The following is a 24,256-nucleotide window of genomic DNA, read 5'->3' as shown; positions in this document are numbered from 1 at the left end:
GATGAACTTCGGGCTTCATTTCGATATAACTAGCTATGAAAATCAAGTCCTGATCGCACTTCTTCAACATATCCTGCTCGAATCACATAATCACCGAAATGCTCATCTACCTCTTTTTCTTTCGCATAGTTAAATAGAATCGGTTTTAGTGAAGCAAGGATTTCTTCTTCGCCAATGTTTTCTTTATAAAGCTTGCTTAACCGATCCCCAACAAACCCTGCTCCCATGTACATATTGTACTTACCAGGCGCTTTCCCAATAAAGGCAATCTCACCAAGCGTCGGACGTGAGCAGCTATTTGGACAGCCCGACATGCGGATTACGATTTCTTCTTCTCTCAGTCCCGCTTCATCTACAATCTCTTCAATCTTATCAATGAGAGAAGGTAGATAACGCTCTGCTTCTGCCATCGCTAGACCGCATGTTGGGAACGCCACGCAGGCCATCGAATTACGGCGCAGTGCTGAATTTTGTTTCCCATCTGTAAGACCGTATGTTGCCACAAGCTCATCAATCTCTGCTTTCTTTTCTTCTGCTACATTCGCTATAATGAGATTCTGGTTCGGCGTTAGTCTGAAATCTCCTTCGTGAACCTTTGCAATTTCACGAAGCCCTGTCATAATCTGATAATCTTCTAAATCCACAATACGACCATTTTGGATAAAGAGCGTTAAATGCCATTTGCCGTCACCCTTCACCCATCCATAGCGATCACCATTATGATCGAAGTGATAAGAACGAGCTTCTTCTAGTTCATAGCCCAGTCTATTATTCAATTCGTTCCGAACCCAGTCGAGTCCTCTTCGATCGATCGTATATTTGAAACGAGCGTTCTTCCGCTCTGACCGATTGCCATAATCCCGCTGAATTGTAATGATTTTCTCAGCAACATCAACAATCTTTTCGGGTGTACAAAATCCAATCATTCGGGATAGCTGAGGATACGTACTTGTGTCTCCATGCGTCATACCCATGCCGCCGCCTACCGCGACATTAAATCCTTGTAGCTTGCCATCTTCAAGAATCGCAATAAAGCCAAGATCTTGTGAGAAAATATCCACATCGTTTGATGGAGGGACAGCGACCCCAATCTTAAACTTTCTTGGCAAGTAATGTGGGCCATACATCGGCTCAATTTCCTCTTCTTTTCGATCAAGCACTTTTTCTTCATCTAACCAGATTTCATGGTACGCTCTCGTTCTCGGTAAGAGATCATCGCTTAACTTCCGTGCCCATCCATGCACCTCGGCATGAATATCAGATTGATAGGGATTGGCATTACACATCACATTCCGATTCACGTCACCGCATGCCGCAAGAGAATCCATCAGAACCTGGTCCATTGCCTGAATGCTTTTTTTCATATTCCACTTTAAGATCCCATGCATTTGGAACGTTTGGCGCGTCGTTAGCTTTAACGTCCCATTTCCGTATTGATTCGCAAGATCATCCATTACTAGCCATTGCTCTGGGTTAGCTACTCCACCAGGTAGTCGCACTCGAACCATAAACTGATAAGCTGGTTCAAGCTTCTGCTGTTTTCGCTCCTGACGAATATCGCGATCATCTTGCATATAGCTCCCATGAAATTTTAATAGTTTTGTATCTGCGTCTGGGATGGAAGCGGTGATGGGATCCGCAAAGCTTTTCACAAGCGATCCGCGTAAGTAATCACTTTCGTCTTTGATTTTCTCCATTTCACTCGGTTTGCCGTCTTCTGTTACCGTCTTTTTCGACATGATCAATCTCCTTCCCTGATGCGCTTAGTACACATCGCGCTGGTAGCGTTTCGCGTTACGTAGATCTGCAAGATAAGCTTCTGCTTCTGACTCACTGAAATTCCCCTGTTGCTCTAAGATGTTAACGAGTGCCACGTGAACGTCTTTTGCCATATACTTTTCATCTCCACATACGTAGACGTGCGCACCCTCTTGCAGCCACTCGTATAGTTCTTTACTTCGCTCGAGCATGCGGTGCTGAACATACACTTTCTCTTCTGAATCACGAGAAAACGCCACGTCCATACGAGAAAGCACCCCATCTTTCAACCACTTCTGCCATTCGACTTGATAAAGAAAGTCTGTGACAAAATGCTGTTCACCAAAGAATAGCCACGTTTCTCCACTTGCGCCACTTTCTTCTCGCTCTTGTAAGAATGCCCGGTACGGCGCTACGCCAGTACCTGCGCCTATCATAATGATAGGGGTGTCAGGATGATCCGGAAGTCTAAAGTTTTGATTTCGCTGCACAAATATTGGGAGTGTATCCCCCGCTTGTGAGCGCTCTGCGCATTGGCCAGAGCATACGCCCGTACGAGCTCGACCATGTGCATCATACCTTAGTGCCCCAATTGTGAGATGAACTTCATCTGGATTTGCGTTTGAACTGCTTGCGATCGAATAAAGACGAACCGGAATTTTGCGCAGAACGTTTACGAACTCCTGTGCCGAGACGGTCCACGGTCCGTAGTCCTTCACCAAATCAATTAAATCTCTACCGTAAAGGTATGTTCTTAGTTCTTCGCCTTCCGCTTCAACCATGCGCTTAAGCTCAAAACTTGATGTCAGCTCTGCAATCTTCTTGAGCAATGGCTTTGTGAGACTCGTAATCTCATATGTTTTCGTTAAAGCTTCTTCAAGTGGCTGAACGTCACCCTTTTTGTTCACCATAACCTGTTCTTCTCGCTTCCAGTTCAGTTCATCGATTAGCTGACGGACAAGAGCAGTATCATTCTCCGGGTAAATACCAAGGCTATCACCCGGCTCATAATCAAGGTTCGATCCTTCAAGATCAAGCTCAATGTGCCGTGTTTCTTTATTCGATCCACGTCCATTCAAATTAACATTCTCAAGAATTTCGGCTTTGAATGGATTCGTTCTGGAATACGTCTGATTCGACTCATCAGGTTTTGTTTCAGAAGTCGATTCTCTCGTAGACTGATCTTCTTTCAATACTCCCGTCACGCCTTCGAACCACTCTTCTGCCGGCTCTTCGAAATCAAGATCACAATCTACACGAGGATAGAGCCTTGTTGCACCTAATTCTTCAAAGCGCTTGTCAAAATCTTTCCCGGTTTGGCAGAAAAATTCATAGGAGCTATCACCAAGTGATAAGACTGAGAATCTGAGACCATCTAATTCAGGGGCTCTCTTACTTTGAACAAAGTCATGGAAGCTTAACGCATTATCAGGAGGATCGCCATCTCCGTGGGTGCTTGTAATCAATAATAAATCTTCTACTTTTTTAAGCGACTTTGGCTTAAAATCATCAAGCGATGAAAGGGTAACGTTGTATTTCTCGTTTTCCAATCGCTCAAAGAAAGATTCCGCTAGTGACTGACAATTGCCAGTATGTGAGCCATAGAGAATCGTAAGCTCACGTGTTTTTGCTTCTTGTTTAGAGAATGCTTCTGAAGCAGAAACACCTTGAGCAACCGTCTCAGTAGCTGCCGCAGCTTCAGAGCTACCTGGTACGGAAAGGTATCCGCTCAGCCATATTTTCTGCGTCTGATTTAATGTTGGTAAGAGACGATTTAAAAGCTCCGATTGTTCTTTGTCAAAAGGGCTATTCACAACCTGTAACTGCAATACAATCCACCTCACAATACTCAAATTTAATTCAATGTAATGAAAGTAGTTTACTCGGAATTAATAGCAAATAAATTCGTCTGCATTCCCCCTAACCCATTCAACACAAAAAACCTCTCTTCTCAAAACATAAGAAGAAAGGTTTGTAAGTACGAAGCCAGTCTTCTTATCTTTCAGGATAAACCTGCTGGATTTGGCACAGTATGAGATGAAGGATCATCTCATCGGTTGCCGAAGCTTCATAGGGCCAGTCCCTCCACCTCTCTTGATAAGAAATGTTGCTATCAAATTGTATATGACAATGATTGGTTCAAATGTTATCTCGTGATCGAATAAAAGTCAATATATTATTAGAAAATTATCATCATTCAATTAACTAAATGCTGCTAACACCAGCAATCTTCATGAAAAATAATCCAAATGATTCAGGTCTTTTATCCCTGCCGTTGTCCCTCTTGTATCCTATTCCGAATGCGCATGAAATCAATCGTATTCGCCATGACAAGAGATAGAATCATAAGAATCATCAACCAACTGGAGTAGTCAAAAGGCAGCACCAACAAGAGAAAAGCTATGAAAGAAAAAACGCAGGAGCGAATGACATGATCTTTAAATGTGACGTTAACTTTTTTCCCACGTTTCCATTTCAACAAGTTCACCGCAATACCAAATATCGATAGAAGCATGCATATGACATACGCCCAGAGTGGAAGGTCGTAATCCACTATAAAAATGGTAGACGATAGAAACAGCGTCAATACCGTATATCGAATCGCAATTTCTTTATGGGTTAGCGAAGCAAAATCCTTCAATACATACCTCCTTTTGACGATGAACGAATTTGGCCATTTTTGAGATACACGGTCCTTATGCAGATGGATAAGCTGGCTTCATCTCATTTGAAATCACCTGAACCCAAGGTCGCTCTCTGTTCCACGTCACTTCTAAAGGGACGCCCATACTTTTACTAAGATGTTCAGCTGTTAACACATCTTTCTTCTTGCCATTCACTGCAATTCGACCATTTTCCATAATCATAGCGTGAGTGAATACGGGACAAATCTCCTCAATATGATGAGTGATATACAATATGGTTGGACCCTCTTCCTCTTTTCCAAGGCGTTCAACCTGAGCTAATAACTGTTCGCGTGAATACAGATCAAGTCCGTTGCACGGTTCATCTAGAATAAGAAGCTTTGGCGAAGACATCAAAGCTCTCGCTATCAGGACTTTCTGCTTCTCACCTTGAGAGCAAATTCGAAAAGGTTTACCGCGTAAATGAGCAATCCCCCATTCCTGCATCATCTTCATCGCTTGCGATTCTTCCTGTTCCGTCACCTGCTCATAAAGTCCAGCTGAGGCAAACTTCCCGCTAATCACAACATCTGTCACTTCCTGCATCGGAGAGATACGCTCAGTGAAAGCGTTGCTCACCCAGCCAATAGATTTTCTAAGTTCACTCAAATCAGTTTTTCCAAGACGATACCCCAATACTTCAACGACGGGATCATAGCGAAGCAGTGGCCAGATAGAGCCGTGAATTAACTGAAGTAGTGTCGTTTTACCTGATCCATTTAATCCGATAATGGCCTGATGCTGGCCTTTCTCTACGGAAAAAGAAATATCGGATAAAATCATCTGTTTCTCACGTGTGTAATAAGCATTTTCCACATGAATGATTGCCATACACCCCACTCCGTTCTTTGAAGAAAGTCATTCCAACTAGCGCTTTTTACATCGTATACCCGTTAGCAAATTCTTGAATCACTTCAAGCTCCTCTTCGCGTGAGTCTCTGCCAACGTTATGCTCATACAACTTTTGCATACGTGTAACATCACCATTGCACTCCTCAGTAATAGAAGCAACAGCACGTAAAAGGTTCACTTCGTTCTTAAAATCCTCCTTAGAGATTGCCTCCCCGTGTGATAAGATGAACCATTCTGCCTCAAAGCTTTCTAACTGATCAAGCAGTCGATTTGTTATGTTAACAGTGTAGTTGACTTTTTCTGAAAAAATATCAGGATAAAAGCAGTCTCCAAGAAAAAGGATTTTCTCTTCCTTCATATAAATCACAACCGAATCAGCCGCGTGATCGCCCCCAACAGGCTGAAGAATACACGTGACACCACCAAGATCAATCTCCATTTTCTCACCAAACGTTACATCTGGTAGCGTAATCGTAATGTCTCGAGAATCCACAAATTCCTTCTTGATCGCATTTGCACAAAATTCAATTTCAGTGCCTTCTTTCACCCGCTCATCCAACTCATCATCAGACCATCCTAATGGAATAAGCTTACTAATTTCCTCTTTCGTCTGATGCGAGGATAAGGAGACAGCATCTCTAAGCGCCGATAGTCCAAAGATATGATCCCAATGCCAATGAGTGAGCGCGACCATGTCCGGTTCCTTGAATCCTTTTTCCGATAGTTCTTTTAGAAAATAACGAGCATGGTCCTCTGAATTCCCAGCATCGATCATCAGAGACTTTCTATCTCCAATCACCATTCCTAGAATCGGTCGGTCCGTTTCGGAAACTGGTGTTTGATAGTAAAAGCGATTGCCAATTTGTTTAATCTGTTGCATTTATTGTCCTCCTTAAAATACAAACCTCGATGAAATTTCTTATTTCCATTTTATCATTTTGAAGTTTTGTATTCGTATTTTTTCTACTACATACAAAAAATAGACACCTCCAAATGGAAGCGTCGTTTAGGAAAGGTGATTTTTTTGCATTGCAGTAGAAATGGAGGTGTTCGTCTTCTCTTAACCAAAGCCATCCACGACGATCTTCACTACCATCGGTCCAAGGATAATGATAAAGAGAGGTGGAAAAATAAAGAGAACCATAGGTATGAGCATTTTCACTGGAGCTTTCATCGCTTGCTCGCGTGCTCGTTCACGTCTCTGTTCACGAATGCGTGCCGTAATATTTTTAATAACTTTTGACATTCCGATTCCAAGATGATCGGCTTGAATAATCGACATCATCACACTTTGAAAATAATCTGAAGGAACACGTTTTTTCAGATTATAAAATGCTTCTCGTCGCGATTTCCCTCGCTTCATCTCATCTAATGCCTGACTAAACTCATCCGCAAGTGGGCCAGACTTTCTTGCACATACATTTTTGATCGCCCCTTCAAGTCCTACGCCTGCTTCAAGAAGTAGACTTACCATATCAAAGAAATCGGACATTTCCATATCGATTATTTTAACGCGCTGCGTTTTTTTCTTCGCTAGGTAAAACAAAGGATATCGATAAAATAAGAAAACAACCCCAAGTGCTAATACAAGTGTCATAGAAGCATTTCCATCCGTCACAGGCACCATAAGCAAGTAAGTTAAGAACCCTCCACCGATGCTGAGAAGAAGTTGAATAAGTCGGAATTCAACTGCCGAACGGTTTCCATATCCAGCCTCATGGAGGAGCATATCTAACTTCTTTCGATCCTTTCTTGCAAATGTTTTACTCACCTGTTCAATACCCATTCCCCAATATTTACGAAGTAGTGGATGGTAAGATCCACTTTCTCTTTTTTCGGTTTTACGTTGAATTTTTTCTTCCTTGCCAAAATAGTGCTCAACGCGAGATTCAAGAGCAAGTTCTTTTCGATAAACGGTTTTAAGAAGGGCAGCAATAAACAATACGAAACAAACCATCGTACAAAGCATAAACAGAATAGCAATCATTGGTTACACCTCAATCCGAACAATCTTTTGAATTAAAAACCATCCGATGAATAGTGAAATCGCCCCTGTTACTAGAAGAAACCAGCCCAATGGATAGGTAAGCATTGGTTCAAGGTATTCAGGACTTACAAAATAGAGGTAGATTCCCATCACAAGAGGGAGAGCAGTAATGATCCAGGATGATAACTTTCCTTGTGCCGTCAGCGTCTTTAGTTCTTCGAGAATCCGGATCCTCCCTCGAATAGTATCTTCCATCGTATCCATAAGCTGCGCCAGGTTCCCACCACTTTTACGTTGTGCGAGAATAGCTTGTATAACAACTTCAAGCTCTTTATTTGGTAAACGTTCTAACAGGCTTTGAAACACGGTTTCCATAGGTATACCCATTCCAATTTCACGAACAGTACGATCAAATTCTGGACCAATCGGATCTGGCATTTCCTTCCCAATGAGTTGCATCGTCTGCACGAAACTAAACCCTGCCCTCATCGAGTTGGACATCGTACCAAGCGCCTCAACAAGCTGATAGGATAGTAGCTTGATTCTCTTCTTTGCTTTAATCGTGATATAGATACCAGGAATAATAAAACCGATCAAAAGCGATAGAATGCTAACAAACCATGGTACACCAAGGACATAGAGCAATCCAGCCACTGCCATCGCACTTAAAATGCGAATAACAAAGAACTCTTCTGCTTTTAATGAACTTCCCGATTGTTCAAGAGATTTCTTTGTTTTTTGGCTAAACTGTATGCCAGAAAATGCTTTTGCAAATGAACCAATCCATTTTCTAAATGTTTCATTCTTTTGCTTTTCCTTAACCTCAGTGACAGCGACGGCCTGTGGGATAAACCTCTTAATACGCTCATTGGTTTTTTTCTTTCTCATAACCCCTTTGGAAATCAAATAAAAGAGTAAGGTCACTGAAACAAAAATCACTACAAGGAGAACCCAATCATTCATTTCACCACACCTCTTTAAACCAAGATGATGAAATCTTGTAGCCATTTTGTTCAAGAAGTTCTGATACATTCGGTCTTACCCCGGTTGTTTCAAAATGCCCTTCTACGCTACCATCGCTGTTTCGTCCCGTTTCCTTATAAACAAACAAATCTTGAAGAACAATGATGTTTTCTTCCATACCAATCACCTCGGTAATACGGGTGATCTTCCTCGATCCATCCTTCATTCTAGCCTGTTGAACAATAAGATCCAGTGCATTAGCAATTTGCTCTCGAATGGCTCGTAAAGGTAAATCAAACCCAGCCATCAGCACCATTGTTTCAAGTCGTGACAACATATCTCTTGGTGAATTGGCATGTCCTGTACTAAGACTGCCGTCATGCCCTGTATTCATCGCCTGAAGCATATCAAGCGCCTCCGCCCCACGGACCTCACCAACAACAATTCGATCAGGTCGCATTCTCAGCGCATTCCGGACAAGCTCTCGAATCGAAATCTCCCCCTTGCCTTCAATATTAGGAGGCCGCGATTCTAATGAAACAATGTGCTCCTGAGATAAGTTCAACTCCGCTGCATCTTCAATCGTTACAATTCGCTCATCATTCGGGATAAAGGAAGAAAGCACATTAAGTGTTGATGTCTTTCCCGAGCCGGTTCCCCCGCTAATAAAAACATTTAATCTCGATTGAACACAAATTTCTAGAAACTCCGCCATGTCTTCACTTAGAGTCTGATAATTTATGAGATCGTGCATTTGAAGAGGCGTAGCAGAGAATTTTCTTATCGTAAGGGACGGCCCTGTCAAGGAAAGGGGTGGAATAACGGCATTTACACGTGATCCATCAGGAAGTCGCGCATCTACCATCGGAGAGCTTTCATCGATTCTTCTTCCGAGAGGAGAAACAATTCGTTCGATCACACGACTTAAATGATCATCATCGCGAAAAGTTAGAAAGCTTTTCTTCAATTTTCCATACTGTTCATAATAAATGGCCTCCGCCCCGTTCACCATCACTTCTGAAACAGTGTCATCTTCCAATAAAGGCGTAATCGGCCCATACCCGAGCAATTCGTGCTCTACTGATTCAAGTATTCGTTTCTTTTCTTCAAAGGTAAGCCTTTCAGCTTCGTTATCTAAAAAGAGCTTCCCCCACTCTCGAATTTTCTTCGATTCTTCTTCAGCTTGAAACTGGTGCTTTTTTAGTTCATCTAGCAAAAAAGCTTGCAATTTCGTTTCTACTTGCTTGTATTCAACCGTATTCACGATCGGCACTTCTTTTCGTTCTTCAACTATTGATGACTCTTCTTCAGCATATCGTTTGAAAAGTGACAACGAAATTCCCCCTTCATCGACTCAGAGCGAATCGTTTTGGCTTTTTCTCTACTTCACTACTAACAGGTATTAATTGAAGCGCAAGGATGAACATACCTTTAGAAAAAGCATTCCGCCCATTTTTCATCACTAGTGGAAGACCTTCATTAATCGTTGTAGCTATGTGTACTCCTTGGTCTGGCAACGAAACATAGACTGGCTCTTGAAGAATGCTTTCCATTCGCTTCGCTTCTATGACGCGGTGCTTGGAGTCTCTATTTAAAATAATCTTAACCTTCTCATTTAGTTGTAGGGATTCCAGCATATCCAAGTAAAGTTTCGTATTTCTTAGTACTGGTAAATCGCCCGTTGTGACTAAGAGAATATCATCACACAGCATAAGACTTTTGAGATGAATCTCGGAAATGTACGTAGGGGTATCAATCAGAATAACGTCATAGCTTTTACGTAGTTCACTAACGGCAAGCTCCAGATGCTCCTCGGTTATGATCTCAAAAAATTCCGGTCTAGGAGGTGTGGAAAGAATGGCAACACCACTTGAATGATGCGTTAAATAATTTTCAATTCCATAGCGTTCTCGCTCAACCCCCTCCTTTACCCATTCATAAACCGACCTTTTCGGCTTCAAGTCCACGTACATCGAAACATCTCCAAACTGAAAATTCGCATCTAAAATCACTACGCTCTTTCCGTCTTTCACAAAAGCATTTGCTAGATTGACAGATAATGTGGTTTTACCAACCCCACCCTTAGAACTACATATTGACATCACTCGACTATTTTTCTTTTGGAGATGAGGATGAGTGTTTCCTTTCTGGTCAGCACGTTGTTTCACAAATGTTTGTGCTTGGATGATCACTTCATTGACCTCTTCTGAATCAGAAGAATACGTTAGCATATTTGAAGCTCCAACTCGCATCGCTTTTTTAGTATTTTCCATATTTTCAGGTACGATAATAATCAAATAGGTGGAAGGGAATTTAACTGAAATTTCCTGACAAAGATCATATACGTTGTAAGTCGTATTAGCTTTAAGAAAAAGAATAGAATGAGGCATTCGCTCAAGCTGATGAAAAAGATCCTCTAACAGTTGAAAGCTTTTTAAAGTATGACTCTTCTTCATAAGTAGCGCTTCTAATTCATCTGCACGCGCATTTGTGTCAGAGTAAAAATACCAGTTTAGGTCCATTGTCATTCATTCTCCTTATAAACCTGTCTTGTTTCTTTTAGTCCTTCTTTCACTGTTCCATCATCTTCACCATTCCGTAACATGAGGTAAAATCCGTCCTTATCCTTAGCGGCTAGACTTAAGCTCACTCCTTGCTCAGGTGTGACTTCAAGAGTGACTGTTTCATAATGGAGAGCTTCTTCCATGGTGTCAGGCGCCTTACCTGACGTTAGTACTTTTACACTTTGCAGTATAAGGACCGCAGATTTAAGTTCCTTCTTTTCTTCATCAATCTTTGTTTCATAAGCAATGACATCAACGAAGTCATCCGGCTGTACATAACCTGAAACTCCGCTCGCTAATTCAACATTTAGCGAGATCGCGCGATGTCCCTCGCTCACTTCAACCATTGAATTCGGTATTTCTCGCTTCGAAATCGTCGTCTCTGCCGCAACCTCAGGTTCCTCTACTTTCTTAACCTCAGTTTCTGCGTCTGTAGTTAGATTCGTGAATAGGGCAACATACACAATGATTGTTGCGAATGCTCCAAATACGATGGACCACATCCAAATTCTTTTTGTTTTCATACCCTTCTCCCTCACTTCTCTTCAACCTATTCAACCAGCTTCACGCCATATAAATTACCCGGCCCAGAGCCGCCTATTTCTCCAGTAGTAACAACCTTTTTAAATTTGCCAACAATTCGCTTCGGTTCATTTAATCGGTCAATCCAGTAAGCTGCTAATCCGACAACCTTAACCGTCGACTTTCCATTCACGCCATCCCATGAATCAATAAGCGGAATGATAACGATACGCGCACAGGAATAATCTGCTGTGGCCGCTGCCTGACATTTTGTTTTTCCAGCATCCTTACTAATGAGTGTTTCAATCGCGTTCTTGACTGGCCCCCATTTTTGCCCGGGTTCTGTTTGGACATTCGTCCCAACTTCAAGCTCTACACCGTTGATGATATTCTCAGCTAAACCGCTTGCCCCATTACTGTTGATATCAAGGTACCCACAGTTCCCGTGATGCTTTCCAGTATTTTCGCATTTTAACTCTGTCTCATTCGGAATAGCGGTATGTTCGATCGCAATAGGTGTAACGCGCTTAGCAGACTTCAACAAACCGACCTCAGCTTTGGCTGAAGCTTTGACTGAAGCTTCTTGGATCCCAAATACACGTGCAAACGTCATCGGAACAATCGACTGTTTTGATACTTTGATCGACTGACTTGTAATCGTTAGATCACCATCGTCGACTGGAAATGTATTTTTACTAGCAAGTTCCTTTGCAATAGAAGCAGCACTTACCTCACTCGTTAACAATCCTTGAGCCCCGGAAAGTGCCGCTGCATCCATCGCGTTTTGAAGAATTCTTTTCTCGTGATATAGTCGCCCAACATCGATGACCATAGCGGTTACGCCAAGTAAAACGGTTAAACTCAGCGCTAGCATAACGGCCACATTCCCTCTTTCATTCGTGAAAAAGAAGCGAGTCTTTTTCATCACTCAACCCTCATAACAGTTGAACTGGATAAGGTAATCGGTCCGGTTACGCTTGAAACAACTGGTGTAAGAAAACGAACCGGATAGGTGATCGTAACAGTCACATCACTTCCTGAAGATTTCGCACCACCTGGTGAAACCGCTACCTGACCAGAAGTGAGGTGTATACTGGAGGCGCTCGAAACTGCCGTAGAGACGATCGTCGCATCGTTCTCTCCGATGCTTGCCGTCCTTGCCGCTTCTCTACTTGCATGGTCAATCGCAAGATACGTATGAAAAATACGACCAAAATCGATAATGCCAAACAAAAGCATTACAAGAACTGGAAGGACAAGCGCAAACTCTACCATTGATTGACCTTTTTCAGACCTCATGTCATCCCTCCTAAAAAAGCAGCACACAAGGTTCCGAACGTAATGGCTACGCCGTAAGGATAGGTTAGATTGCTTTCTTTATTAAATTTATAACCTTTCAGATTCATCAAAGAATATAGCGTATAGGTTGGAGATTTGATGAACTTCCAAAACTCCATTCTTTTCATAATTAAAATAAGACCAATTACTCCACCAATTAATGCTGTATAAAAAAAAGAGTGAAGAACAAACGAAGTGCCCGTTAAGGCGCCAATCGCCGCAAGCAACTTCACATCTCCCGCCCCCATTCCCCCTAACAAATATGGAATCAGAAGAAGTGCGAATCCGACAAGAAGTCCAGCACCACTAAATAGAAAACCTTTCCAACCAAGAGTTAACGTGTAGTAAAATAAACCAATTCCCATTGCAGGGAATGTAACGATATTTAAAATGCGTCGTTTGCGCACATCCGTTATAAATGAAATGAGTAAAACAATGCCCAGGATACTGTATAGCATCGCAGTCCCTCTTTGCTTTTAAATTTGGCCCCACTTGGGTAAGTGGGGCCATGATTTTACTTATAACTTTCCAGTTACAGTGTCTATCACTTCATCAATCTTAATACCTAACGCTTTAATCCCAACAATAGCCACAACCGCTACCCCAGCCAAAATCAATCCATACTCCGCCATACCTTGTCCTTCTTCTTCTCTTACGAATTGTCCCATTTTCTTCAACATTCTTATTTCCCCCTTAGAGTTTTGTTTTAGTCGTTATATTTAAGAAATCATAAATACCTGCATTCAAGAAACTGTTTAGTAGTAGAAACCAGTTACAATAGATGATCGCGAAGTGACTTCAGTTAACCTCCTCTTGCTCTAAGAAAGCAGCTGACTCTTTTCATCCTCTGGTTCCCCCTTTCAAAACGGCGAACATTATCTAAGGTAAGATTTTGTTCACTATAGTGTCTATTAATTATTAACTTGTTCTTTTTATCGAACAACCTTAATTACATAATAGTTCGTTATAGAGAATTTGTAAAGTCCTTTTTTAGATTTTTTCTTGTTTTTACAATTTTTATAGTAATATATTCGTTATTGAGTATTAAATAGACATCTATTATAGTATAGATAACGTCATAATTTAGGAGAATAGTCATGTTGGAGAGTAATAAAGGTACACTATATCGAACACTTCCACTGAGAGTGCTGAAGGCTGATACTTTTATAAAAAGACTAAAAGGACTCATGTTTCGAAAAACGCCTCTTCAACACGAGGCGCTTCTGATCACGCCTTGCAATTCCATTCACATGTGTTTTATGTTCTTTTCGATCGATGTTGTCTTTTTAAACGAAGAGAACAAGGTTGTAAAGGTTGTTCAAAGTCTTAAACCCTGGGGTTTTATAGCACCGGTTAAAGGGGCAAAGACCACTCTTGAATTACCGAAGGGATCGATTGAAGAACATGCGATTAAGTCTGGTGAATTTCTGAAACTTTAAATCTATTTAAAAAGCGACAGTACCCTTCCAGGCACTGTCGCTCTCATCTTCACTTTGCATTCATCTTTTCATAAAGCGCCTTCGTCACGATCAAATCAAAAATCGCGATGCCCACTGTTTTAAAGAGTAATCCTTTTTCATTCAGATTGTCTGGTCGATGATTCTGTTGAATGATCTCTTCTAACGCCAGAGAAACAGACTCCTGCCTGCCGAGTTCCCGCGCACGGATTAAATCGCCGGATTCATGAAAGCCTCTTCGCGTATCAACATACAGAGCGTCAGCAGACCTGAGAAATGAATCCGGAAGCTCCTGCATCGCTGGTTTAAAGGATCCAACTGCCACTACCAATTTACCATTCCACTCTGAAGCTTCAAGATCAGGTAGCACAGGCTTCGTTGATGTTGTCGTTGTGACGACAATGTCTGACTGTTTGACTAACGTTTCAATCTGAACCTCTTCTACCATTAAGTGAGGATACGCTTCTTTAGCTTTTTCTATAAACGACGCTACTTTTTCTTTGCTTCGATTTGCCACGTACACCTTCTCAATCGGTCGAACCGCCACGGCCGCTTGAAGATGACTCCATCCTTGCGTACCGAGGCCAATGATGCCCAGTGATGTCGCGTCTGGTCTTGATAAGTATTTCATTCCAAGCCCACCTAATGCTCCTGTGCGAAGAGCTGTGATTTTCATAAAATCACAATACATCAATGGCGCAAGGGTCTTGCGATCATTTAAGATCATCATTCCGTGAATGGTTTCTTTCCCATGCTTCCAATTGTCAGGAGCAACGCCCGCTAGTTTTGTAGCCTGGTAGTCCCCGTAGAATGAGGGCATAAGTAGAAACGTATTGTCGCCATCTTCTACATGCATTCGCTCTGGTGTCTTCTCCTTTTGATCTTCTTCTGTTAAGTAATACGTTTCAATTGATTCGATTACTTCTTGCATAGATAGGTTTTGTTCGATTTCTTGCCCTGAAATGATGTTCATTTGCTCCTCCTTTATTGATGAAACTAAGCTCACAATCAGCAACAATAGTTTTTAAGCGTACAGATTCATTCTAGTACAAAGCTTGAGTCAGCTAAAAGCAAAAACCCTCCCATGTTGATGGGAGGGTTTTCCTTATCTACTTTATTCCTGATCGGATAAATACACCCGATGATCTCGGAAGAACGGCATCAAATCCCGATCCGTTGATTTTTCCATTGAAGAAATAAAGTCTCTAGTAGTCGAAATGCCGAATTTCTGTTGCTTAAAATAACGCTGCATTGCGTCATAGAAAGTCTCATCTCCTAGCTCCTGACGAAGGTCGTTGATCGTACTTGATCCATAGTTATAGATCATATAATAATAAGCGCTGATCCCTCCTTCATCAGCACGGGCAGTGAAGTCTGCGATCTGACTGGATAGGTGATAATCTTGATCCGGATGAGGAGCGACATCTAGCTCATCTAGATCGCCATCATAAAGTGCCGCCGCAAAGCTTGCGAATGATTCGTCTAGCCACGGCTCATCATATTCGTTGTTTCCGATAATTCCGTAGAACCACTGATGTCCAATTTCATGAGCATTCACTGACTTCGCCCAATCAAGCGGCCGATCTCCTGCAAGACTAATCATCACGAGCTGAGGGTACTCCATGCCACCAAACCAGCCTTCCATCGTCACGATATCAAGCTCTGGCCACGGATATTTACCGAATTTCTCACTGAATAGTGCGAGGCTATCAACACCAGACTCGAGTAGGGACGCAGCATACTTCGCGTGTTCACTAGAATAATAGACATTCACTTTTATGCCATTTACTTTCGAAGAAATGACACGATAATTCGGATTCATTTCCATCGCAAAGTCGCGAACATCCTTTGCCTTATAGCGATGCGTCGCCTGATCTCCTTTAATAACAGGCTTTCCAACTTCTTCTCCTGTTGCCGCGATAACTTGTTCCTTATCAGTCGTTACGGTGACATCATACTTTCCAGAGAGAGAATAGAACGCTTCACCGTACGGATAATACGGATCGACATTCCAGCCTTCATCATCGTAAACGCTTAAGATCGGGAACCAGTTCCCCATTGAAACGGTATCGCCATACCAGCCAAAGCGATCCTGCTGTTCTGGTAAACTCACTTGGAAGTTCATCGTAACGGTTGATTTTTTATTTTTTGGTAGCGAAAGGTCTTGAATATGTAGTGCCGTTTCGTTTACCTCAAACGTTGCTTTCTTACCGTTTACTTTGATTTTGGAAACATCCATACTTCCGCCATTCTCTTCAAATGTTTCCGCATTTCCCCATAGGTTGAAGTATAACTCACTTAAATTGTTTTTGATGTTGTTTTTGAACGTTACTTCAAGCGTTCCTTTTACTTTGTGCGTCCTGGCATTATAATCCACATCCATCACATACGAAGGCTTTGTTGGGCCAAGTACGCCTTCTTGCTTCGATGGTTTTTGAAGCTGAAACGGCTGCTTCGGTAATTGAACGCTAGGCGAATCAGTAGGAACGTAAGCCCCCTTCCCATCAAGCATTAATTCCTTCGTATCAGGCTCAGCTGCACTTGCCGGTAGCGCAAGCCCCATTAATAAACTACCTGCAGCAACCCCCTGCAGAAGCTGCTTCATCAATCGCTTTCCCTTCACACAAATCCCTCCTTAGTCATTTCACTTAAGGATTTCTGGATTTATAGAGTGGTTACCTTGAAACGAACGACTCATTTATGGAAAAATTATCTAGTTATTTCGTAGGTAATAAAGGGGAATTCCTATTCATTCCCCTCATACTAGACCATCCATCATAGGAAGTTTGTCTTCTAAACGAACAAAAGGGGCCAGGTACGAACCTGACCCCCTTAAGGCAATTGCACAGATTTAATATGGTTTAATCTTAAATAAACAGTCTCTCCACTGGCATTAGCCAACTCAACGAAATTATTTTCTACTTTTGTTAATAAGCCAATTTTATTCGGGTCACTCCCACCATCAAACACAACGAGCTTCCCTTCTTCTTTCTTTAGCTGTTCTTCAAACGATCGAAGCAATGGGATTTTGGATGGATTAACAGGTAGTTTTTCGTTTGAAAGAGTATAGGGTGTATTGTTTTGACTGTATGGGGTTATCCACTTTATATGACTTAATGGAAGATACATTGTTTTATAAACTGGGGAATAAAATGAGATGTAATTACTCAAGACGTTCGTAATATATCCATGGAAAGATAAGTTTCCTGTCGCATAAATTTCAGTAAAAATCCCTTTCGCATTCATGAGTATTTTCCGATACGAAATCGAATCGATGTCATCAGATAGCGAAGATGTACTTGGACTTTCGATCACATCTGATTTCGTATAGCGATATATTTTGTGAACATGCAGCAGCGGTAAGTAGAGATAATTTTCCCCGTTGAAAAGGACGAGAATGTCTGGTCCAATATCGGTTAGAATGCCGATAAACGTTGTGCCTCCAGAAATTTTCACTTCCACATGTTTTCCTAATAAATTAACTAGTCGATCCATTCAAACAGGCTCCTCTCCAAGATTCTTACCCAAATATCAGCTGCACCCAATAGAATAGTAGAAACAGTGTAAAAACAGTCGTTAGAGGGATGACGATAAAAGATACGCTCATGTAATCTTTCCACGTCACTTTGATATGATACTGTCTCAAAATATGCATCCAAATCAAGGATGCAAGCGTTCCGATTGGCAATAGCAATGACCCCATGTCGCTTCCGATAATATTGGCTAGGTAAATTGTTTTTAATGTGATCGGGTCTAACCCCATTTCCGTTAACGCAATTGTTCCAACCATAAGAGCCGGGTGGTTATTAAAAAGGTTGGAAAGAACGGAGACCAACCCTCCCATAATGAAACTCGCTGCTAACAATCCTTGATTAACGATCGGATTTAACATGTCCACAAGTAGCGCGGTAAACCCTGCATTATGAAGTCCGTAGATAATCACGTACATGGAGAAAGCAAAGATTAAGATGTGCCACGGGGTCTTTTTAATAATGTCAATCGGATTTGTGCCGAGTGCATACCACCTCCACACTAGTAATACGACTGATCCAAGAACCGCGACGAACGCAATTGGGATCGCGAAGTAAGAAGCAACAAAGAGAAGGCAGCGCATAATGAAAACAAATAGGAGAAGCTTGATCATAAACTGCGTGCGTTTCTTTTTCGTTTCTACGGAAATCTTCCCTTTTAACGGATGAAAATGCTTCGAAAAGAACATCTCTTCAATGTCATAAGCCGCGCCCGGAAGTTCTTTAGGAAGCTTCTTTTTCAGGACGAAAAACATAAATGATGACATAAAGATCAATCCTAATGTTGCAGGCACAAACATCATGGCCGTATGCATATAAAGCGTCATATGGACAATTTCTAAAGCGATCAAATTAACAATGTTACTCACACCGATCGGAGCACTGGAAGCTGTCGCGATGAGTGCACCACTTAACAAATAAGGAATCATTTGATGTGGCTTTAAACGAAGGTTTTTCAGTAGCAATATTAAGATTGGAGTTGTAATTAAGATGCTCCCATCGTTATTGAAAAGAAGGGTCATTAAGAAACAGAGTAACTGAATGTACCAATATAAACGATAGCCCGATCCCTTCGATAGTACAGCTAGTCTTGCAGCTGCCCAGTGAAAGAAACCAAAGCTTTCTAATATAACAGCCATGACAATCGTCGCCATAATCGTAATGGATGCGCCACTTATTTTACTAAGGATATCTGCTATATCTCCCTGGGACACAGTTCCAGTTACTAAGATGATGAGGGCTCCGATCGAGGCTGGCCACGCTTCATTTATCCCACCCGGTCTCCAAAATATGACCATCATTGTTACGACGAACACAAATATGGGTATTCCTATGCCTAATGACATATCTAGCCGCCTTTCTTAATCTAGTAAAAAGCTTTTGCATGTCCCACCTTGTATAGTTATATTCATTTCGCGTCAAAAGGGATAGGTTTTTGAAGCTAAAACCCTAAAATGTACCTTTGGCTCTCCATGGCAAATGTCCGGTCGAGATACTCGTCCATAAATAAAACTCCATATAAAAAACAAGCCAGAACGCCTTTTACTAAAGGAATTCTAGCTTGTTTATCGTTATTTTGTACTACGCTTTCGTTCTTACCATACAGAAAGTCCTGTTCTCTCATCATTTTCATCAGTTATATAGGCTACGTCCAGGTATCCCTTTCTTTTAGCATGATAGAATAACGTTTCACTTAGTACGTTATCTTTACAATATACGGTAACAAAAGTGCCATCAACGATAAGTAGAACAAGCTCGCAATCGCTTTCCTTAAAATCGTTATACGTCTCTAATTCCTTAGGTACCGAACCTTTCGGAAAAGCTTTTAGAGCAGCAAAAATCACATAGGACATCTGTTCTTCTATTTTCTTTTGAAGAAGCTGACCTTCCAAATGCAAGATTCTATGATTAAACAGCGGCTCACCTAACTCATCATCAACTACATAGTAAGCCTCTTCATTCTCGATCAGCCAATTAAAAGCTGACACATCGATTGGGGCCAATATATCCCTCAGAGTGTAACCCCGTTTATTTGGCACCTCAAAAGTAATTCCCCTGATCATTAACTCTCCTCTTTCTGTTAAGTAACATAGAAAATCTAAAAAAGCGCAATTCCTTTTCATCAGAATTACGCTCTAAAACTAACAATCATTTTATCTTACGGAAGCTTATTTCCAGCTGCACGATAAAGCTCATACCACTCTTCTCTCGTAAGCTCCATATCAGAAGCTCTTGAAATATCTTTTAATCGTTCTGTATTCATCGTGCCTACAACAGGCTGAATGTTAGCAGGGTGACGTAAAATCCATGCGATCGCAATCGTTGAATCAGTCACATTGTATTTCTCAGCAAGTTCCTGAAGCTTTGCATTTACTTCTGGAAATGCGTCGTTTCCGACAAATGGCCCTTCAATCATGCCGTGCTGGAATGGAGACCACGCTTGAATCGTAACATCGTTCAAACGACAGTACTCGAGAATGTTGCTGTCGCGAACGACCGCTGGATCATTCTGCATGTTCACATTAAATCCAGCATCAATCATTGGCGTATGTACGATACTCAATTGAAGCTGATTGATGATTAAGTCATCCTTCAAATACTTTTTCAGCAGTTCCATTTGCATCGGATTTTGATTACTTACGCCGAAGTGACGCACCTTTCCGCTTTCTTTCAAACGAGAGAAGGCCTCAGCTACTTCCTCAGGCTCAAATAGGGCATCCGGGCGATGAAGAAGCAACGTATCAACGTAGTCAGACTTTAGTCGACTTAGGCTTCCATCAACCGATTCAAGAATATGATCTTTCGAAAAATCAAAAAAGCCTTTACGAATACCGCACTTCGTTTGGATCTTCATTCTCTCACGAAGATCATCGTTTGCAGAGATCGCATTTGCGAATACTTCCTCCGATTTCCCGCCACCGTAAATGTCAGCATGATCAAACAGATCCACTCCATGATCCATCGCATTCTCAATCACGTAAGCTGCATCCTTCTCACTAAGTTCGTTCATGCGCATACAACCTAGTGAAATCTCGCCAACTTCTAAATCACTCGTACCTAGTTTAATCTTTTTCAAAGCAATCACCTCGTTTAATTGATACTGCTATCCTATCATTCAGGTAAAGGAAAAGGTAATATTTAGACTTTTTGTTATAGCGCTTTCAATGTTATAAATATATTTTGTACCCATGTACCCATTTTTCTCCCACTTTGAAGAAGTAGTAATTTGAATCAACGTTTACCTCAATAGGAACTAGATAACTACTGAAATCCACCCATTGTTTCTCCCCTCTATTTGTTAACCAAATCTATTTCATCTCTTCTAGCTAGATACCATTTATAAAAAGAACCGGCTATTTCAAGCGGCACATCATCAATTCCCGAATGATGAACAGGCTTTGATCGGTTAATCATCCCAACTGATGCAAGTCCAGCTATTTTCTGAATAAAGCCTCGTGTTACATTAACTTCAATCACTTTACTTCTTTTTGATACAAATAAAGAAGTGGACAACCCTCCCGTTTTGAATTGAGCGAATGAAGCGTTTAAAGTATATTTCGTATTGCGATAATCAAAGTACCTCATAAGACTGACGATCATAAGAAGCAATACTGAGAAAATCCACCAGGGGACATTCAGAACATCAGGCTTAAAGTACCACAATAATCCCGTTCCAATCATCCACAGAAAACTTGGTCGCAGTTCGCGAATCCAGAGCGAAGAAGGCGGCAATCGATCCATTTTTTCAGTTACCTGATACATTGGTAAAATTTCTTCGACCATCTCATATGCTTGTTGAACTGGTAGAAAGGGATAGAGTGAGTTGCTTTCAAGCTTCTCCTCATCCGCTCGCGATTCACCAACGCTCGTTAACTTCACCTCCGCAAGTCCAAACAAACGCTTGAGAAATGTTTGATTGATTTCAATCGCTTGTACACGGTGTTTTGAAATAGAAAATTTCGTAGCGTCAAGAACTCCTTTTTGAATGTAGATCTGCTTGTTATCTGATGAAATCTCAAACCCACCGTACCTTAAAAACGTACGGGATAGCCCAAAGCCAATGGATATGATCACAGCGGCGATGACGATTATGCCGATCACCCAACCTGACTGAAGAAGAAAGCCAATCAAACCTTCCGCATCCTTTTCTACACCGAAAATATCGTCAAGTTTAGAATAAAACCCTCCAACAACAGGTATAAGGAAAAGAAAACTTAAAGATGTAAACGAAGCTTTAACCAAATCTTTTTTTTGAGCTCGAAAATGAACAATCCGATCTGGTTGCTGTTTGTCTTCCTTTCCTTCCGATACTGTTTCAATCATTGGTCCTGCTTCAGAGTCTTCTACTGATTGGAGTGAAACATACCGTTTCAACTCCTCAGCATGGTTTCGTGAAACAACATCAAATTCTACCGCTGCCTCATCTCCCCTCATACCCGTTTCAAAGGTCAAGGAGGTGGTCCCAGTTAAGCGATGAAAGAAGGACGTGTGCTCGTTTACGTTTTCAATTTTCGAGAACGGAATCGTTCGTTTTGATTTCGTAAAGATCCCCTCGTGAAGATGGAATGCGTCATCAAGACGATATTTTTTCGTTAACCATTTCAGCGCAATCCGAATGAGCGATAATCCAAGTAGAATAAGGACCGCGGGGCGTCCGTATTCAAAGAAAAAGGAATCTGAACCACCTTTGATCAGAAAGAAATAGACTAGAAAGAAAATAGCGCTCTTTCCAAGTTTCCACGTATCAAATAAGAGTAGCCATGGGGAATACCTTTGCAAAGTTCTCATTCCCCCTCCTCCTTCACCTTCGCGTATCGGGCAATTTCATTCCGCAATTGAAAGGCTTCTTCTTTAGGTAACGCTGGAATCATATGTGATGAACCCATCGTCTCAATCGATAGCGCATATAACTGATATCTCCTTAATAGGGGACCTTGACTAGTGGCAACCGCTTGAATTTTGCTCATTGGCACAAGCTGATGCTCTTCATTGTTTGCCCCATGTCTAAGCTTCAAGTACTCTTCATCTATTTCATATCGCCAGTACTTATATTTCAACTTAGGATGAATAAAAACATCCCACATCGTCATGACTATCGTAATAATCAACGCGATCATTAAAAGCCACCTTACCCATCCCCACCAGGTGAACCGATCATCAAGATAAAAAAGAATACCCAAGACGAGAATACCAATACTATTTCCAATGATTGCATTTATCGTCCATACGCGCACAACCTCCTTCGCTAATTGGCGGTTTGGATTGCTAATTTCTGTCGACATACTGACACTCCTCTAACTTACTTTGATTTCATCATTCATCGGACGCTTTTGGTTCCTTCGAAAAGGATTCTCCAAATAAACAAACAAACGCATCACTTTCTCGAGCGTTCCCTGGTTAAAGCGTTTCAAGTAAAACGTACTTCCTATGACTTGGAAGATAAATAGAATGATTCCGAATAATATTGAAAACACCACGCCCATCTTTCCAAATAAACCAATCCCATAGCCATAAAAAATCGTTGTGCAAATTATCGTTTGTAAGATGTAATTGGACAGAGATAGCTTCCCAAGGCTCTCAAATCCCCTCATCCATTCACTTCCTTGAGAACGGCTGTATATGTACCCAAATAAACCGATGTATCCAATTGCAAGCACACTTCCTCCGATTAAACTCATATCCGGAACCCCGCTAATCTCCTTCGATAAATAAAAAGAGACTTTTAAGAGCAGACCAAGCGGAATAAAAAGAACTGACACGTACCAAAACCGTTTCATCTTACTTGAATCGAGCCAACGAACATGTCCCGCATACATTCCGAGGAGCATCATAGGAAGAAGGAGAAATGGAACGAAGAAAACCATCGCAATTTCTTCCCCTACGCTTAACTCCATTGGATCAACGTTGAGCCGATGATTCTTGATCTCTTGATAGTTTCCACTGCTATAAATGTTCACCATATCGTTCATATAAGCAGTCATCTTCGCTTCACTCATTAGAGGCACTTCCTCCCCGCCCCCTAAATAACTAACAAACGTTACGATTGAGAATAGTATTACACACCAGACAAGAATCGTTTTCCGCTTTCGATTAACAAAGAAAAGAAGCAGCATTCCCATCATTCCATAAAGAAAAAGAATATCGCCTTCCCATAGAAAAGTACTATGTAGCACACCCAAACCAATTAAAACCAAAAACCTCCGAAATAAATGCCATTTTACTCGTCGCTCTCTTTGCCTCAAACGATCTCTCATCAATATCAAAGAATACCCAAATAGAAATGTAAAGATCGGCATAAATGAATTTTCTACAAGGACTTTAAGGGCAACATACCCACCATAATCTACTGATGACAGATTAAAAAACGAGATCTCCTCTTTTCCAAATATCCCATATTGAAAGATTAACAGATTCGCTAACAATATCCCGAAAAGACTCCATCCTCTTAATGCATCCACAAGTCTATTTCTTTTTACATTTGTCACATTGTTTACCTCCTAAATTAGAAACTCACATACTTCCACTTCCATGTTTTAAATGATATTCCTTATATTCCCTAAATCAAAGATATCAGGTAAAATACCTATTTTCAATATATTTT

Annotated in this window: 24 protein-coding genes and 1 riboswitch; of the genes, 1 reads left to right on the top strand and 23 read right to left on the bottom strand. The window is 41.3% G+C overall.

All coding sequences use genetic code 11. From position 1 onward, the window contains the following. Positions 1–29: 29 nt before the first annotated feature. From cysI to AC0VYO_RS07145, 14 genes are all read right to left on the bottom strand, one after another. Positions 30–1,739, bottom strand: coding sequence for an assimilatory sulfite reductase (NADPH) hemoprotein subunit (cysI, locus tag AC0VYO_RS07210; protein WP_475368759.1), 1,710 nt, complete (start codon positions 1,737–1,739; stop codon positions 30–32). A gap of 24 nt (positions 1,740–1,763) precedes the next feature. Further along, a complete protein-coding gene (locus AC0VYO_RS07205; RefSeq protein WP_475368758.1) occupies positions 1,764–3,587 on the bottom strand; it encodes an assimilatory sulfite reductase (NADPH) flavoprotein subunit in 1,824 nt (607 codons plus the stop codon). Positions 3,588–3,750: 163 nt separating this feature from the next. After that, positions 3,751–3,862: riboswitch (SAM riboswitch) on the bottom strand. A 159-nt stretch (positions 3,863–4,021) separates the two neighbouring features. Next, positions 4,022–4,399, bottom strand: a complete 378-nt coding sequence (locus AC0VYO_RS07200) for a hypothetical protein (protein WP_475367031.1) — start codon at positions 4,397–4,399, stop codon at positions 4,022–4,024. Between the two features lie 55 nt (positions 4,400–4,454). Then, positions 4,455–5,273, bottom strand: coding sequence for an ABC transporter ATP-binding protein (locus AC0VYO_RS07195; protein ID WP_475367030.1), 819 nt, complete (start codon positions 5,271–5,273; stop codon positions 4,455–4,457). A 46-nt stretch (positions 5,274–5,319) separates the two neighbouring features. Beyond that, entirely contained in the window at positions 5,320–6,174 is an 855-nt protein-coding gene (locus tag AC0VYO_RS07190) for an MBL fold metallo-hydrolase (protein WP_475367029.1), read from the bottom strand. Positions 6,175–6,354: 180 nt separating this feature from the next. Then, entirely contained in the window at positions 6,355–7,281 is a 927-nt protein-coding gene (locus tag AC0VYO_RS07185; RefSeq protein WP_430241332.1) for a type II secretion system F family protein, read from the bottom strand. Between the two features lie 3 nt (positions 7,282–7,284). Then, entirely contained in the window at positions 7,285–8,244 is a 960-nt protein-coding gene (locus AC0VYO_RS07180) for a type II secretion system F family protein (protein ID WP_475367028.1), read from the bottom strand. 1 nt (position 8,245) lies between these two features. Then, positions 8,246–9,577 carry a TadA family conjugal transfer-associated ATPase gene (locus AC0VYO_RS07175; RefSeq protein ID WP_430241329.1) on the bottom strand — a complete coding sequence of 444 codons (1,332 nt, stop codon included), beginning with the start codon at positions 9,575–9,577 and terminating at the stop codon, positions 8,246–8,248. 13 nt (positions 9,578–9,590) lie between these two features. Continuing rightward, positions 9,591–10,772 (bottom strand): CpaE/TadZ family protein, encoded by a 1,182-nt coding sequence (locus tag AC0VYO_RS07170; RefSeq protein ID WP_475368757.1) that lies wholly within the window; start codon positions 10,770–10,772, stop codon positions 9,591–9,593. Continuing rightward, complete coding sequence (gene cpaB / locus AC0VYO_RS07165; protein WP_475368756.1) at positions 10,769–11,332, bottom strand: Flp pilus assembly protein CpaB; 564 nt, start codon at positions 11,330–11,332, stop codon at positions 10,769–10,771. Before cpaB ends, AC0VYO_RS07170 begins: the two co-directional genes overlap by 4 nt. A gap of 26 nt (positions 11,333–11,358) precedes the next feature. Beyond that, positions 11,359–12,255 carry a pilus assembly protein TadG-related protein gene (locus AC0VYO_RS07160; protein ID WP_475367025.1) on the bottom strand — a complete coding sequence of 299 codons (897 nt, stop codon included), beginning with the start codon at positions 12,253–12,255 and terminating at the stop codon, positions 11,359–11,361. Next, positions 12,255–12,629, bottom strand: a complete 375-nt coding sequence (locus tag AC0VYO_RS07155) for a TadE/TadG family type IV pilus assembly protein (RefSeq protein ID WP_194220946.1) — start codon at positions 12,627–12,629, stop codon at positions 12,255–12,257. Before AC0VYO_RS07155 ends, AC0VYO_RS07160 begins: the two co-directional genes overlap by 1 nt. After that, positions 12,626–13,126, bottom strand: coding sequence for an A24 family peptidase (locus AC0VYO_RS07150; protein WP_475367024.1), 501 nt, complete (start codon positions 13,124–13,126; stop codon positions 12,626–12,628). The genes AC0VYO_RS07155 and AC0VYO_RS07150 overlap by 4 nt, the downstream gene beginning before the upstream one ends. A gap of 60 nt (positions 13,127–13,186) precedes the next feature. Continuing rightward, entirely contained in the window at positions 13,187–13,348 is a 162-nt protein-coding gene (locus tag AC0VYO_RS07145; protein WP_194220944.1) for a Flp family type IVb pilin, read from the bottom strand. Positions 13,349–13,765: 417 nt separating this feature from the next. Between AC0VYO_RS07145 and AC0VYO_RS07140 the strand changes: the two genes are divergently transcribed. Beyond that, positions 13,766–14,107 carry a DUF192 domain-containing protein gene (locus tag AC0VYO_RS07140; protein WP_475368755.1) on the top strand — a complete coding sequence of 114 codons (342 nt, stop codon included), beginning with the start codon at positions 13,766–13,768 and terminating at the stop codon, positions 14,105–14,107. Positions 14,108–14,156: 49 nt separating this feature from the next. Here AC0VYO_RS07140 and AC0VYO_RS07135 read toward each other — a convergent pair whose 3' ends face one another. The 9 genes from AC0VYO_RS07135 to AC0VYO_RS07095 form a co-directional block, all read right to left on the bottom strand. After that, positions 14,157–15,098: an ornithine cyclodeaminase family protein gene (locus AC0VYO_RS07135; RefSeq protein WP_475368754.1), complete on the bottom strand. Its 942-nt coding sequence runs from the start codon at positions 15,096–15,098 to the stop codon at positions 14,157–14,159. A 141-nt stretch (positions 15,099–15,239) separates the two neighbouring features. Then, positions 15,240–16,748 carry a M1 family metallopeptidase gene (locus AC0VYO_RS07130; protein ID WP_475368753.1) on the bottom strand — a complete coding sequence of 503 codons (1,509 nt, stop codon included), beginning with the start codon at positions 16,746–16,748 and terminating at the stop codon, positions 15,240–15,242. A gap of 209 nt (positions 16,749–16,957) precedes the next feature. Then, complete coding sequence (locus AC0VYO_RS07125; protein ID WP_475367021.1) at positions 16,958–17,620, bottom strand: DUF2642 domain-containing protein; 663 nt, start codon at positions 17,618–17,620, stop codon at positions 16,958–16,960. Positions 17,621–17,645: 25 nt separating this feature from the next. Beyond that, on the bottom strand, positions 17,646–19,001 hold the full coding sequence (locus AC0VYO_RS07120; protein WP_475367020.1) for an arsenic transporter: 1,356 nt from the start codon (positions 18,999–19,001) through the stop codon (positions 17,646–17,648). A 249-nt stretch (positions 19,002–19,250) separates the two neighbouring features. Then, positions 19,251–19,718, bottom strand: coding sequence for a DUF2691 family protein (locus AC0VYO_RS07115; protein ID WP_475367019.1), 468 nt, complete (start codon positions 19,716–19,718; stop codon positions 19,251–19,253). A gap of 95 nt (positions 19,719–19,813) precedes the next feature. Further along, entirely contained in the window at positions 19,814–20,731 is a 918-nt protein-coding gene (locus AC0VYO_RS07110; protein ID WP_475368752.1) for an aldo/keto reductase, read from the bottom strand. A 215-nt stretch (positions 20,732–20,946) separates the two neighbouring features. Continuing rightward, positions 20,947–22,443, bottom strand: coding sequence for a PH domain-containing protein (locus tag AC0VYO_RS07105; protein WP_475368751.1), 1,497 nt, complete (start codon positions 22,441–22,443; stop codon positions 20,947–20,949). Next, positions 22,440–22,937, bottom strand: a complete 498-nt coding sequence (locus AC0VYO_RS07100) for a PH domain-containing protein (RefSeq protein WP_475367016.1) — start codon at positions 22,935–22,937, stop codon at positions 22,440–22,442. The genes AC0VYO_RS07105 and AC0VYO_RS07100 overlap by 4 nt, the downstream gene beginning before the upstream one ends. Positions 22,938–22,949: 12 nt before the next feature. Continuing rightward, positions 22,950–24,140, bottom strand: a complete 1,191-nt coding sequence (locus AC0VYO_RS07095) for a DUF418 domain-containing protein (protein ID WP_475367015.1) — start codon at positions 24,138–24,140, stop codon at positions 22,950–22,952. Positions 24,141–24,256 lie beyond the last annotated feature (116 nt).

Source organism: Anaerobacillus sp. 63XJN7_4_ISO-PGPR-S23-413 (assembly GCF_056173725.1).
The sequence above is the reverse complement of the archived record's forward strand: the minus strand, read 5'-3'. Positions and strand labels throughout refer to the sequence as shown.

Bases quoted from the DNA above. Each gene is read 5' to 3' on its own strand.
- AC0VYO_RS07185 (WP_430241332.1), bottom strand. From the start codon at position 7,281: ATGATTGCTATTCTGTTTATGCTTTGTACGATGGTTTGTTTCGTATTG.
- AC0VYO_RS07145 (WP_194220944.1), bottom strand. From the start codon at position 13,348: ATGTTGAAGAAAATGGGACAATTCGTAAGAGAAGAAGAAGGACAAGGT.
- AC0VYO_RS07120 (WP_475367020.1), bottom strand. From the start codon at position 19,001: ATGTCATTAGGCATAGGAATACCCATATTTGTGTTCGTCGTAACAATG.
- AC0VYO_RS07180 (WP_475367028.1), bottom strand. From the start codon at position 8,244: ATGAATGATTGGGTTCTCCTTGTAGTGATTTTTGTTTCAGTGACCTTA.
- AC0VYO_RS07140 (WP_475368755.1), top strand. From the start codon at position 13,766: ATGTTGGAGAGTAATAAAGGTACACTATATCGAACACTTCCACTGAGA.
- AC0VYO_RS07115 (WP_475367019.1), bottom strand. From the start codon at position 19,718: ATGATCAGGGGAATTACTTTTGAGGTGCCAAATAAACGGGGTTACACT.
- AC0VYO_RS07160 (WP_475367025.1), bottom strand. From the start codon at position 12,255: ATGAAAAAGACTCGCTTCTTTTTCACGAATGAAAGAGGGAATGTGGCC.
- AC0VYO_RS07190 (WP_475367029.1), bottom strand. From the start codon at position 6,174: ATGCAACAGATTAAACAAATTGGCAATCGCTTTTACTATCAAACACCA.
- AC0VYO_RS07135 (WP_475368754.1), bottom strand. From the start codon at position 15,098: ATGAACATCATTTCAGGGCAAGAAATCGAACAAAACCTATCTATGCAA.
- AC0VYO_RS07150 (WP_475367024.1), bottom strand. From the start codon at position 13,126: ATGCTATACAGTATCCTGGGCATTGTTTTACTCATTTCATTTATAACG.
- cpaB (WP_475368756.1), bottom strand. From the start codon at position 11,332: ATGAAAACAAAAAGAATTTGGATGTGGTCCATCGTATTTGGAGCATTC.
- cysI (WP_475368759.1), bottom strand. From the start codon at position 1,739: ATGTCGAAAAAGACGGTAACAGAAGACGGCAAACCGAGTGAAATGGAG.
- AC0VYO_RS07125 (WP_475367021.1), bottom strand. From the start codon at position 17,620: ATGGATCGACTAGTTAATTTATTAGGAAAACATGTGGAAGTGAAAATT.
- AC0VYO_RS07105 (WP_475368751.1), bottom strand. From the start codon at position 22,443: ATGAGAACTTTGCAAAGGTATTCCCCATGGCTACTCTTATTTGATACG.
- AC0VYO_RS07155 (WP_194220946.1), bottom strand. From the start codon at position 12,629: ATGAGGTCTGAAAAAGGTCAATCAATGGTAGAGTTTGCGCTTGTCCTT.
- AC0VYO_RS07195 (WP_475367030.1), bottom strand. From the start codon at position 5,273: ATGGCAATCATTCATGTGGAAAATGCTTATTACACACGTGAGAAACAG.
- AC0VYO_RS07100 (WP_475367016.1), bottom strand. From the start codon at position 22,937: ATGTCGACAGAAATTAGCAATCCAAACCGCCAATTAGCGAAGGAGGTT.
- AC0VYO_RS07170 (WP_475368757.1), bottom strand. From the start codon at position 10,772: ATGACAATGGACCTAAACTGGTATTTTTACTCTGACACAAATGCGCGT.